Consider the following 13,440-nt stretch of genomic DNA (forward strand, 5'->3'; position numbering starts at 1 on the left):
ACAAAAACGCAGCAGCTGAATCGGATTATAGACGGCGCAAAAAGCCCGTAAGTTCTTTGCGCAGTCGCTGATGTTGCATTGGCTGGTGCTGCTCACCGAACAGCTCTCGCTGGCGGTAGTCGAGTTTACTGTTACGTCTGGCCCAGCGTTTCCGCTCGTCAATGGTATCCAGCACCAGTGGACTGTCAAAGGTATAGAACACATCCAGCAGTGCTGGAGCAACCAAAGATAAACTGGCAGGTAAATGGCTGTTGCGCTGTGCATTGGCTAATTGCGCGCTGACCGTGATCAGGGCATCGACACGAATATTGGGCAGGGTCGCCAGGTACTCTGCAAAAAGTCCTGCACTGTTACCAAATGCCACAATCGCAATATGCTCTTGTTGACGCAGCGCCAGTGTTTTATAGAGTGCTTCAAAGCGGGCGACTAACGCGGCTTTGTAATTGTCTAGAGCGAATTCACTGAGTACAGGGATTGCGGTGCTTTTCACTTCATTGGGTTCACCGTCCATCAAACCCTGCGTAATATCATTGCCCTCGGTAAGATCCGGAACTGGCAAGGTGTAAGTATCGTATCCATCGTCCGTGAGTGTCTGGTGTAAGTAGCTTAAGCCGTTATTGTATAAAGGGCTTTGTTCGAGTCCCGGCAGTAACACGATAATACCGCGTTTTGGCGCCGCCATATATTCCGAAAATAACACGGCTATTTCTTGTTCTTCATCTTTGATAGTCAGCAGCTTTTCGCTGCTCAGCCAGTAGCGCAAGTCGCTGTCAAATAAGGACGATTTGCTGGGAGGTAGCTGGTGCTCTGCAGCCAGTGAAAACGTGCTGAAAGCGCTAAAACAAATGCCTGCTATGAGGCTGATTATGAGTGACAACAGGGAATATTTAAACATAGCTCACGCACTTTAAGACTCTATTGCATTTGTATCGGCTATTTGTTGTAAAGCTTGAGTTTAATCTGTTTGCTGCTATGTGCAGCGTCCTAAAATTTAGGTAAACTCGTGCCGGAAGAAAACAATGGAGAAGGCTTTGAGCAATAAAACTGATACCAAACGTGATTTTATTTGGTTGTTTTTTAAAGGGGCTGGCATGGGGGCTGCCGATGTGGTGCCGGGTGTGTCTGGCGGAACCATCGCATTTATAACCGGTATTTATGCACGTTTGCTTGGCGCCATCAAAAGTGTCAACCTGGATGCTGTCAAAACGCTTCGCTCGAACGGGGTGCAGGCAGCGTGGCGACATATCGACGGTACCTTTTTACTGGTGCTATTTGCGGGCCTGCTAACCAGTGCCGCTTCTTTGGCTAAGCTCATTACTTACTTGCTCGAGCATCACCAATTATTTGTCTGGTCTTTCTTCTTTGGCCTTATCATCGCGTCTTTTATTCATGTTGGTAAGCAGGTTTCCTGTTGGGACTGGCGCACGGTGACAGCCTGCCTCGCCGGTGCAGTCATTGCGTATGTCATAACTTCTATGGCGCCCGCGGAAGCGGTGCCACAAACCTGGTACTATTTTGCGGCGGGTGCTATAGCCATTTGTGCGATGATTTTGCCAGGCATTTCAGGGAGTTTTATTCTGTTGCTGTTGGGCATGTATGGTCATGTACTGAGTGCGGTCAATGAGATTGAGGTAATGTTGATTGCCTTGTTCCTGGGAGGATGTGTGGTTGGATTAATGGCGTTTTCGCGTTTATTATCATGGCTGCTAAGCCGTTTTGAGCAAGTGACGTTTGCGCTGTTGTGTGGCTTTTTACTGGGATCTTTGAATCTACTTTGGCCCTGGAAGCAGGTACTAACGACGTATACCAATTCTAAAGGGCTTGAAAAACCTCTCACTCAGCAAAATGTAATGCCAGCTGAGTTCGCCCAAATATCAGGCCAGGATCCTTACGTGCTGGGGTGTGTGTTGCTCGCCGTTGCCGGTTTAGTGCTGATCCTTGGCATCGAGTGGATCAGTAACCGAGACGCTTAATCGACCAGTTCTTTTGGTCAACTGATAAAATTTCATCATTGTATCATACGGGTGTGTGACGCTGTTCACACACCCGTTTTTTGTTGTCTGCCGGGCGTTAATTAACTCAATCAGGCGTGGGGTCTAGACTTGTGTCGAATGTAGGTTGTGTGAAAATTATGCTATTAAGTAGCCGCGCTAAAATTAACCACGTTTTAACCTCGTTTCGGACCTGATAACTAATGAAAAACTCGCTTTATGTTCTGCTCGCCTTAGCTACTCTGCTCTGCCATCCTGCAGCCATGGCGGCTGCGGCGAATCACGTTGCAACACCTGTTGATCTTACCTCAGCCCCTCTGGGTTGGCTCTGCATCGCCATTTTTGTATTGGCGTATATTCTGGTCATGCTGGAAGAAAAGCTCCACATGCGTAAGTCTAAGCCTGTGCTGGTGGCGGCCGGGTTGATCTGGATGATGATTGGCGGTTACTACGTCATGAATGATATCCCCGAACTGACTGAGCATGCCTTTCGGCATAATCTACTAGAGTTCTCTGAGCTCATGTTGTTTTTGTTGGTTGCGATGACTTACATTAATGCGATGGAAGAGCGGCGACTGTTCGATGCTTTGCGCGTGTGGATGGTACGTCGGGGTTTTAACTTTCGCACATTATTCTGGCTCAGTGGATTTCTAGCCTTTGTGATATCACCGATTGCAGACAACCTGACAACGGCGTTGTTAATGTGTGCAGTGGCGATGAAAGTGGGTCAGGGTGATAAAGAATTTATTAACCTCAGCTGTATTAATATCGTGGTGGCGGCAAATGCAGGGGGTGCTTTCAGCCCGTTTGGAGATATTACCACCTTGATGGTCTGGCAGGCTGGTATTGTCCATTTTGCTGAATTCTTCTCTTTGTTCTTCCCTGCGTTGGCCAACTATCTGGTGCCGGCCGTCATTATGAGTTTGTTTGTAAAAAACAAAAAACCAGCGGCCAGTGATGAAGTGGTAGAGCTCAAGCGCGGGGCTCGTCGCATCATGGTACTTTTCCTGATCACCATCGCCACCGCGGTCTCCTGTCATAGCCTGCTACACTTGCCACCCGTGCTGGGCATGATGATGGGTCTGGGGTATCTGCAGTTTTTTGGCTACTTTTTGCGGACGACTTTGCCTAACTCGCTTGACCGTAAGCGGGCAGAAGCAGAGCAGGCCGGTGATCAGGAGCGTCTCAAGGCGTTGGGCAATGTGGTGCCATTTGATGTGTTCGCTAAGGTGTCACGGGCTGAATGGGATACCTTGCTGTTTTTCTATGGCATTGTGATGTGTGTTGGCGGACTAGGTTTTCTGGGCTACCTGAGCCTGATGTCGGAGCTGCTCTATGGTGGTTGGTCTGCCACAGCAGCCAATGTCTTCTTAGGTGTTGTGTCTGCGGTCGTTGATAATATCCCGGTGATGTTTGCTGTGTTATCCATGCAACCTGACATGTCACATGGTCAATGGTTACTCATCACGCTAACCGCCGGGGTTGGTGGCAGTTTACTCTCCATTGGCTCCGCAGCGGGTGTCGCGTTAATGGGACAGGCGCGAGGCTACTATACCTTTTTTGGCCATCTGAAATGGACGCCTGTCATTGCACTGGGATACGCTGCGAGTATTTTAGTTCACTTGTGGCTCAATGCTGAGCTATTCACGGTGTTTGATTAGATACTCCGTTAAGATATCACTGTGTGCCTCAACCCAGCGGCCGTCAACCGGTTTGGCGGCGCTGATTGCATACGACAGGGGGACTTCCTGGATCTGGTTCCCTTGCTTTCCGATCATGACCTGATCTCGGTGACTGGCGACGGCATTGACTGCCGCTAACCCTAATTCAGTGGCAAGTAGTCTGTCTTCAGGAGCGGGGCTGCCACCCCGCTGGATATGACCGAGCACACAGACTGCGCTATCAATACCCGCTTGCTCGGCTAGTTGCGTTTTAAGGGCTTCAGGTCCGCCCGGCCAGAGGTTTTCAGCCAACACTATGACAAAGCTTTCGTGGTTGTGTTGTTTTTGAATCTGGATTTGAGCAATCAGTTGTGCCAGTTGTGGTGCGGTATTGGTAGGATCACAATTCTCGAACGACAAAATGGCTTCAGCGCCCGTCGCCAGCCCGACATTGAAAGCAATATGTCCGCTGTGTCTGCCCATTACTTCAACAATAAACACGCGTTCAAACGCGTTTGCGGTATCGCGGATCTTGTCGATTGCATGAGTGGCCGTTGTTACAGCTGTGGCAAAGCCAATCGTATTATCTGAGCCTGCCAGATCATTATCTATGGTGCCGGGTAGCCCGATCACTTGTCCTTGCCAATGCGCTTTAATTGCTTCGAGTCCATGGAACGAGCCATCGCCACCAATGACTATCAGCGCATCGATCTGGTGTTTTCTGAGTGTATTGGCCGCTTGTTTTGGGCCGTCAGGGGTGCACATAGCGGGGCAGCGCGCGCTTTTTAACAAAGTGCCGCCAAACTGCAGAACGTTGCTAACATCCTGATGTATCAGGGTTTGCCATTTATCATTTAGCAAGCCATTGTAGCCGTGGAAAAAACCGATGCATTCATATTGATGGTGCTGACAACTATGCACTATGGCGCGGATAGCGGCGTTCATACCGGGCGCATCGCCCCCGCTGGTGAGTAACGCAATTTTGGTCATTGAGATCCTTGTACTGTGACTGAACTATACACAGTGATTAATGTACAGCACTGTACAGTCACAGTACAAGATAAGGCACTTATTTCTGGGTGAGTGACCAGATGGCAATGCTGCCTGAGATTTCATTACCAACAATCAGCAAAGGCGTATTGGTCGGGCTATGCTCAGCACTGACAAAGGTCATGCCTTCTGGTGCCAGATCACCTGTAATGTCAGCGCCTTCTTCCAGTCCCCGGTTGATCAGGTAGGTAGTAAAAGTGACATTAAACGGGTTGGTGATGTCATAGATTAAAATGCTACCCATACGCTCCAACCCAACGAAAGCATAAGTGCGCTCGCCAATCTGTCCCAGAGCCAGTGCTTCTGGCTCTGCGCCCTTCGCATCTGAGCGTGTGTCACCTTCATTGGTATCTTCGTCGTTATTGAACTGCTCACCATGTAATGCGGTGGTGATCCGTACTATCTCGTCTCCTGAATCGAATACGCGAGTACCGCGATGATCCCAGATTGAGAAAGAACGAGCGCCGTAGGTATACAGACGCTCATACTGACCATCATTGTCCTCGTCGCCCATCACTGTAGTGACTTTGAGGCGACCCAAGTCATCGTTGTCGTTGTTTACACCGGTAAAGTTCCCAGCCAAGGTGAGATCTTTGGCGCGAATTTCATCCGTATACGCCAGACAACCATCGTCCTCATCAAAGTCTAGTCCACCGTTAGCTGTACACTCAGCTTCACTGGCAGCCGGGAAGAAGTACTCTCGCCCGTCACCTTCGTTTGCAGTCACGATGAAGTTGGCACCCAGCCATTCGTAGGCGGCGATGGAGTCAGGCTGGTACATGCCGTATAGCCCCGGGTATTTACGCAGATTAATGCCTCCGTCTTTATCCGATGCATCCATGCTCCAGTTGCCCCAATCTTTGTAACCCAAACCCTTTATAGTTAGTGAGTTATCACTCAGGTCAACAATGGCGAGCGCATTGTTTTCTTGTAGCGAGACATAGGCATAGCGGTTGTCTTTGCTGACGGTAACGTACTCTGGCTCCAGATCCATCGCAACACTGGTATTGATTGCTTGTCCTTTGATGGTACGTCCGGTTGGGTTGGCGAAGACCACGCCTTGCGTCTGTAACTGAGCTTGTTTGTCATTAAACGCTTCGAAACCCACTAGTGTGGCCTGATCGGCAACCTGTCCATCATTAATGTCAATAATGGCGATACTGCCTTGCGGGTCCACACTGTAGTCTCCGGCAGGTTCACCTTCGTTTGCGACGAGTATTTTACTGCCATCCTGATTGAAGGTAACCATATCTGGCAGGTAACCTACTTCAACGGTTTTCAGCAGCTTTGGTTGCTCAGCAGCGATATTATAGACCAGCACAAACCCGGTTTGTCCGGTGGCGCGAGCCATCGCGACGGCGAGCATATTCCCATGAATTGCCAGGCTGTTTGCATCCGCGGCGACAACATCACTAACAGCGATGGTTTGAGCGACATCCAAATTGGTGTTTGTGACAACACCTTCATTGTTCTTAATCAGCTTTGCAGCATCAATTTGTGTGGTCGGGATCACCGCGATTTGTGGGCTATCGCCAGAGCTGTCGAGAGCAAAGATACGCTGGCTTGGGGCATGATAAGCAACAATTTCAGCTGCACCCTCAGGGCTTTCTACATTGAGTACAGCGCGACCCACTAATTGGGCAGACAGCGTACCAGTCATTGTAACACCAGCTTCTCCTTGCTGACCCTGAGTACCGGTTTCGCCTTGTGGACCTTTTTCTCCGGTCTCTCCTGATTGACCGGCCTCGCCCTGTATACCTTGTTCGCCTTGCTTTCCTGCTTGTCCGTCATCGCCATCCAGGCTACACCCGCTTAGCAAGCCAAGCAGCGTTAAAGAGATCAGTGTTTTTTTCATTGTCTTTATTCTGAGTTGAGAAAATCACTGTAATTAAATCAGGGATTATTGACATCAGAATGACAATGGTGTGATTTTGGGGAAGGGAAACAAAATGGCCCTCGCACTAAGTACGAGGGAAGCCAATCAAGACAGTCTCGTTAGGAGTTTGTGAGACGGTCTAGCTCTGCGCGTTGTGCGCTGGGTAAGTTATCAACCACAATCTGATATGAATCATCAATCATGCGTTTGATTTCTTCTTCCGGGATGCTGCCATCAAGTACGATGGTGTTCCATAATCGTTTATTCATGTGATAGCCAGGTACGATTGATGCGTACTTGTCTCGCAACAACAACGCTTCATCTGGATCACACTTTAGGTTAAGCCACCACACTGGCTCACCATTCTCACCCATTTGACCTTCTTTCCCTTCATATAAGGTAGCAAACATCTTGTGCTGCACCTTGTAAACGTCTACGTCCTGTGCAAACGGTTTTGTGATAAAGGTCCCAGGCTTAGCCTGTAAATACTCATGTACGAATTTCTGATCCATAGCCCGTGTCCTTGAAATAACAAATTAAATTAACACAACATGGGGCTGATTTTAGCAGCTTTTGTGAGATTTCTGTAATTAGGAATAAGTAAAAACTATCAGTCAGTTAAGACCAAATAAGAATATACCTGAATAACCTTATCTAAGCTGCGCAACAATATCAGTATATTTCACTCTAACGAAAAAAATACGTCTTAAACCGCACAGAGGTTAACCAGTCCATTTATCTTTACAGTTCCAATTTCAAATCTGCTCAAGGAGAAGTTTTCTCCCGCTCTTTGACTGCTAACCACACCATGACCAAAATGACAAATGCCCACTTCATTAAACATTCACTCGGTTAACATGAGAGAAACCCTCTTCAAAACACAGTGAAAGTGCAATCAAATTGGCACGCTTAAGCTTCCAATCCCGTTCGGCTTAACCTAAGTGTAGGAAAATCAAACCGGATCGCCAGCGAAAGTGACAGGTCATCAGGTCTGTCTATCACCTGATGCGCCACTTGAAACGACTCATATCCGTGTCGACACAAATAATACCTTTTTAAAATAATAAGTTAGTAATTATTTGTGAGTTTAGGGACGTGTTGAAACATGCACCTAAGATAGAAACCACTGGCTTCTGGGGACGTATTAAATTAAATAATGCGATATTTTGCAACAATTTCAGTGTTTTTGCGTGTTTTTTAAACTTAGGGTACACTGCGCGGGAAAAAAGTTACCCATTTACTTAACGTGAAGCGCTGTGTTTCACGAATTTCTTATGGATCACTGTGTCGGGAGGCTGTGTGCTGGAGCTGTATCCTATAATGATGTGTCTTGGGGCACTGCTGATGTTCAATGAACTGCGTTGTACTGGGATTACAAGGCGTTCCTGGGTATTTCTGGCAGCATTTGCTGGGCCTGTGGTATGGATCCTGTTTCGTACGCATTATCGTCTTGCATGGCTCAGAAAAGTGGGAAGGATGTACGCGGTATTGAGAGCCTGACCCTGCGAAGTGTGCAACACAACTTATTCTTTCGTGTTAGTTGACCAATTGTAGAGTAGGTTTATCGGTAAGCTGGGACTTAAGAAATTGTTCGAACTCAACTGCTGACAAAGGCTTAGCATAATAGTAGCCCTGAATAGTCTGACAATTGAGGCGCTGCAGCTGCTGGAGCTGTTGTTCATGCTCAACACCTTCGGCGACCACATGCAGACCCAGGTTGTGGGCAATGGTGACAATCGAATCGACCATATTGCAGCCACGCTCTGTGTTCATATCATCTACAAAGGCTTTGTCGACTTTCAGGGTATTGAGTGGAAATTGCTTCAGATAGGCCAAAGAGGAATAGCCGGTGCCAAAGTCGTCCATTGCCAGGTGGATGCCACGAGAACTCAATGAACGCATAATTGAAATTGCTTCTTGTGGATCGTCCATAACCGTACCTTCCGTAATTTCTAGCTCAAGAAAATAAGAAGGAAGTTGATTCTTTTGCAAGATAAGATCTATGCGAGCTGTCAGATCCGGCAGACTAAACTGCCTGGCGGATAAATTGACCGCAACCCGGCCATTAAACAGCCCCTGATCCACCCAGCGTTTGACATCCTTACAGGCTTTGTCCAACACCACTTCACCAATCTCGACAATCTGGCCGGTTTCCTCAGCAATAGGAATGAATAACCCAGGGCTGATCACCCCTTTTTTGGGGGTAATGAAGCGCACCAATGCCTCCATACCTACGAGTGCGCCGGTTGCAATGTCCATTTTGGGCTGATAATACACCACAAAATGGTCCTCTTTTAACCCAAATCGCATCAGGTTCTCTATTTGCAGCCGCTTAACGGCCTGCTCATTCATAGAGTCGTTAAAAAACAGGTAGTGATTGCCTTTTTGTTTTGCATGATACATGGCTGTATCGGCGTTTTTCAGCAAGATTTCTGGTGTGCTGCCATCTTCTGGAAACAACACAATGCCAACCGAGGAGGTGATCACCAGCTCATGGTTCGCCATTTTGAATGGCGTTGCAATCACTGCCAGAAACTGCTTCGCGGCTTTGGTAATGGTATGAATGTCGTTAGTACCCGACATCACCAGGGCAAACTCATCGCCGCCAAGACGGTAAAACGTGTCTTGCTGACGGCATAGCTTATTGAGCCGCATGGCAAGCTTAGCAAGCAAGCTGTCTCCCAGCTGATGGCCAAGAGAGTCGTTTATTTTCTTAAAGTTATCCAGGTCAAACACCAGCAGGGCGTGGTCGCGTTTCTGATCAACCAGTTTCTTAAGGTTGGTAAAAAATAAGTTTCTGTTTGGCAGGCCAGTGGTGCGATCCCGGTTAGACAGATTATGCAGCTGTGATTCTGCTTTTTTTCGTTCAGTTAAGTCTGAGAATACAACAACGTAATTGGTAATGTGGCCGTGATTATTTTTAATCTCGTCAATCGATATTTCAATCGGCAGCATAGTGCCAGTCTGGTCGTAGAGCTTAAGTTCTTCCTGCCAGTGTTCGCTCTTTTTTAATGCCGCTTTTATCTGGCTGATAAACTGGCCATCGTAGCCGGGCAGTTTAAACTCGGTATTTATGTATTGTTCACGAACACCGCCAAACACTCGAATGTAGCTTGGGTTCAAATCGACCAGACGAAAGTGATGATCGTAGATGGCAATCGCATCGGTCAGAGACTCGACGCATTTGGCAAACAGGTTTAGCCGCTCTTCTGTGCTCTTTAAGTGGTTGATGTCGCGAATTGTGCCAGTCATACGCAGCGGGTTTAAGTTATCATCTTTTTCAATGATCTTGCCTTTATCCAGTACCCAGTGATACTGATCCAGGCTGTTTCTGACTCGGTAAGTGGCTTCAAAAAACGCCGTTTTTTCAGCAAAATGCAGCTTAAGTTGTTTTTCTACCAAAGGCAGGTCGAGAGGGTGGATCAGGCTGGCGTTTGGAATGAAGTTTTTACCTGTTGCGGTATCCATCATGAATTTGTCATTGATACGCACAATTTCACCGCTATTGATGTTCCAGTCCCATAGCGTGTCACCGCTGCCTTCAACGGTACTTTTCAGGCGTTGCTCTGAATGCTTAAGCGCACTGAGGGAGCGTTTTGCTTTACGATTTGCAATCACCAGATAGCACAAGGTGACCGCGGTGATGAGTCCCACCACAATCGTTAGTGTCATCTGTGAATTTTGCATTACCTCTAAAGACACGGGCGCACTCACAGTCGGCCAGGTCTGAAGCAACAAAATAGATGTAATTGTTTTTATAATTGTTGTTTTTTTCATAAGGCTTAAAGAGTCAATTACAATTGCTAATCTAATCTAAGCCCTGAGTAGAGTCAAAAAGAATGTCAGAAAAAATCCCTAATTTGGGACCTATTGTTTCTGCTTGTTTAAAATCTATGCGGGAATATGTGTTTTAGGCGCAGTGTATAGGCCGGTTATTTGATAGCAGTAAAGGTCTGGATTGGCCTGTGTTTCAGGGGCGCCACCTTAACGATGGACGCCGCTATCTGTTAGTTACATCTGAGCGTGATTTTTGCAAAATCGCTGGACACCAATTTTACTATGTATTGTTTCAGTGCCTCAAAGGTCAGGTTATCAAGTGCTTCGATGAGTTTGTCCTGCATGGAGAAGGTATGATCATCAGTGCCAATGGCTATCCATAATCGTTGTGACCTTAACCTCAGATTTTTATCTTTCTCAGCGATTTGGGCATGTAATGCCGCTTTTACTTGGATCCATTGCGTGTCTTGATAGTTATCCAGTTGTGTCACCAGATCAGTCAGGTAGTGATGATGACGCTGCAGCAGTGTTTCGCTGTTATAATTGGAGGATTGCACATAAAACGCGATCCCTGCACGGGTATTAAATGGCGCATAACCCGCACCCACCAAGTAACCTAGCTGTTGCTGTGTGCGTAGAGACTCAAAGTAATCCTGGCTGACCAGTTGATTGAAGGCCATAATTTTGACCTTGTCGTCGACACTGCTGGTGGGTGCCTGAATATATTCAACAAATGCGTGCTCAGTGCCAGACTTCTCGATTTCTACTTGCTGATGAGACGAGATCAGATTGAGTGGTTTTTTCAGGTCGTCCAGAATTTCACTGTAGGCAAACAGGGCATGAAGTTGCTTCTGCATATCCAGTGCATGATCCAGTTGCCAGTTACCATGCATAAAGGCTTTGATGTGAATTGCCTTGAAAAAATTATCTCGAAACAGGCAAAACTCATTGAAGCTGATATTTTTCAGGGCTTTGGCTAACTGCTCTGGCGTTGGATTCCAGGGCATTAGTTGGGCACCGAGCAGGCTAAATAGCTCGCTGACAGGTTTACTCTTGTTGTGGTTTTTCCAGTGCCGGATCAGTTGCTTTTTGTACTCTGCAAAACGAGTGGCACTGATTGGCTGTTTGAGTAGTGCCTCGACCAGTTGTAGCACAAGCTTGAGCTGACTGGCTGACAAGCCTGCCGTTTGCAGTGTCAGACCACCCTGATGAGAACTCAGGTGATAGCTCAGACCCGCTAATTCGGCGGCATAAAACTGCTCTGCCACACTGTCCATAAACAAATCGGCGAATAGTCGGGTCATCGCCATACTCTTGTGGCTTTCAACCGAACACTGGGAATCAATTTCTAGATAAAAATGCCCTTTCGTCACACGAAAGCGCGTGTCCTGCTTAAACCAAAATGCAAATCCTGGCCTGTCCGTTAACAGTGTCGGAGTTTTCCGGCCGGGCTCAATATCATACAGGCGGTTCTCAAAAGCCAGATAGGGATTTGCAGCAGGTAAGCGCATTTCGGGTAGCGGGGTGGTAATTTGCTCAAGCGTTTGGAGCCACTCAATGTTAATCCGCTCGACCTGATAGGGCGTATTGTACCACTGGGCAACCTTGCGGGTGACATCATTCTCACAGGTAATATCGGGGTGGATCAGGATCAAGCGCATATTATAAGGGGAGAGTAAATCCATGAGTTCTTCATGCAGCGCATGATTGAATGCACTCATGCAGTAATCACCGTACAGAATGTCATCTTCTTTATAATGATGCATGTTGATACTGAGTGCACTCACCCAGTCAAGGAGTTTACTTTGTTCCTGGTTTTCAAAAGCCAGTTCAAGCAGGCGTTTTTTGTCTTCGTATAGCGCCGGAAGTAGAGCGATTTGTTCGCGGATTAGACTGATATACTCAAACAACATCTCAACGATGTCTTCATAGTATTCAATGCCATTATCCGTCAGTGCAAAGCTGATATTAAAATCTTTGAAGTTGCTGCCATCCACGCCACCACCGGCGGACAAAGCGTTGATCCAACCATTTTTCTTTAAAATGGCGTACAGCGAGCCATCCCCTTCGTAGCCCAGTAAGTAAGCCAGGAAGCTCAGGCTCTTAAATTTATACAGCCTTTCTACATCTGGCATCGCAAAACTGACAATCAGTTTTTGCATGTGCTTACGTGGCTCGATGTGGAGTAACAGGCCAAGATCTTGCTGACGATACAGTGGCACGTCAATGGCTGGTTTCGGTGCGTCTTGACCCTTTAACGGATTAAAGTAGAGTTTGGCCAGTCGCGCCAGCTCATCCAGAGATTGAGGGCCAGCCAGGACCAGAGTCATCCATTGGGCCTGATAATGTGCAGTGAAAAAGGATTCAATCTCTTGTTTGAACTCACCACTGTGATCAGCCAACGTGTTGTGATTCCCCACAGAGAACTTTGCAAATGGGTGAGCCGGGTTGACTGTTTCCTTGTGTACCTGAATGATCCGGCGGTTGTCGTCTTTGACTTTCAGGTTGAACTCAGAGTCGATGGCATTGCGTTCATCTTGCAAGGCATCTTCAGCGAACAGTGGAGCGTAGAAGAACTCACTAAATCGATGTAACGCCTGTTCATACAGGGCAGAGCGGCAATCGAAAAAATAACAACTGTGCTCTGTGCCTGTCCATGCATTACTCTGTCCACCTGCCTGACTAACAAACTGAGAGAATTCTCCCCTGGCCGGAAAGGTCTGGGTTCCCAGAAATAACATGTGCTCAACAAAGTGCGCCATGCCCTGACGGCTTTGGGGATCGTCAAAGTGACCAACATTAATGGCCAATGATGCAGCGGCTTTGGTGCTTGATGTATCTTCTACCAGGAGTATTTTAAGACCATTGTCCAGTGTCAGGTGACGATAATTTCTTTTATCATTATTGCTCAGTTTCAATTGTGTGCCGCCGATATAGTGGTTAGAGACGTGGCTGCTGTTTCCGGGCTTAATGCTGGCAACAGACACTCAGGGTCGTTGCGATAGCCGGTCACCTCTGAATTAGCCTGTATTTTAAACTTAAGGTTTGGGTGCTTTTGTTTTAATATAGCGGACAATTTGGGGCA

8 protein-coding genes are annotated in these 13,440 nt (G+C 47.3%); 2 read left to right on the forward strand and 6 right to left on the reverse strand.

Annotated elements, in window-relative coordinates; all coding sequences use genetic code 11:
• Positions 1-25 precede the first annotated feature (25 nt).
• Positions 26-895: a DUF3530 family protein gene (locus tag CWB99_RS14580; protein ID WP_138549647.1), complete on the reverse strand. Its 870-nt coding sequence runs from the start codon at positions 893-895 to the stop codon at positions 26-28.
• A gap of 136 nt (positions 896-1,031) precedes the next feature.
• Between CWB99_RS14580 and CWB99_RS14585 the strand changes: the two genes are divergently transcribed.
• Together CWB99_RS14585 and nhaD are read left to right on the forward strand one after the other, a co-directional pair.
• Positions 1,032-1,973, forward strand: coding sequence for a DUF368 domain-containing protein (locus CWB99_RS14585; RefSeq protein WP_432760834.1), 942 nt, complete (start codon positions 1,032-1,034; stop codon positions 1,971-1,973).
• Between the two features lie 221 nt (positions 1,974-2,194).
• Positions 2,195-3,652 carry a sodium:proton antiporter NhaD gene (gene nhaD / locus CWB99_RS14590; RefSeq protein WP_171045354.1) on the forward strand — a complete coding sequence of 486 codons (1,458 nt, stop codon included), beginning with the start codon at positions 2,195-2,197 and terminating at the stop codon, positions 3,650-3,652.
• Here nhaD and CWB99_RS14595 read toward each other — a convergent pair.
• The 5 genes from CWB99_RS14595 to CWB99_RS14615 all read right to left on the reverse strand — a co-directional run bounded on the left by CWB99_RS14595 (position 3,632) and on the right by CWB99_RS14615 (position 13,273).
• Positions 3,632-4,642, reverse strand: coding sequence for an ATP-dependent 6-phosphofructokinase (locus CWB99_RS14595; protein ID WP_138549648.1), 1,011 nt, complete (start codon positions 4,640-4,642; stop codon positions 3,632-3,634). The two genes, nhaD and CWB99_RS14595, sit on opposite strands and share 21 nt — an antisense overlap.
• Before the next feature lie 79 nt (positions 4,643-4,721).
• On the reverse strand, positions 4,722-6,557 hold the full coding sequence (locus tag CWB99_RS14600) for a choice-of-anchor I family protein (RefSeq protein ID WP_138549649.1): 1,836 nt from the start codon (positions 6,555-6,557) through the stop codon (positions 4,722-4,724).
• Between the two features lie 140 nt (positions 6,558-6,697).
• Complete coding sequence (locus CWB99_RS14605) at positions 6,698-7,090, reverse strand: MmcQ/YjbR family DNA-binding protein (RefSeq protein ID WP_054014183.1); 393 nt, start codon at positions 7,088-7,090, stop codon at positions 6,698-6,700.
• A 1,024-nt stretch (positions 7,091-8,114) separates the two neighbouring features.
• Entirely contained in the window at positions 8,115-10,250 is a 2,136-nt protein-coding gene (locus tag CWB99_RS14610; protein ID WP_432760835.1) for an EAL domain-containing protein, read from the reverse strand.
• Between the two features lie 335 nt (positions 10,251-10,585).
• Complete coding sequence (locus CWB99_RS14615; RefSeq protein ID WP_138549821.1) at positions 10,586-13,273, reverse strand: insulinase family protein; 2,688 nt, start codon at positions 13,271-13,273, stop codon at positions 10,586-10,588.
• Positions 13,274-13,440: the final 167 nt, after the last annotated feature.

This window comes from Pseudoalteromonas rubra, from assembly GCF_005887095.1.
Classification (GTDB): domain Bacteria; phylum Pseudomonadota; class Gammaproteobacteria; order Enterobacterales; family Alteromonadaceae; genus Pseudoalteromonas; species Pseudoalteromonas rubra_E.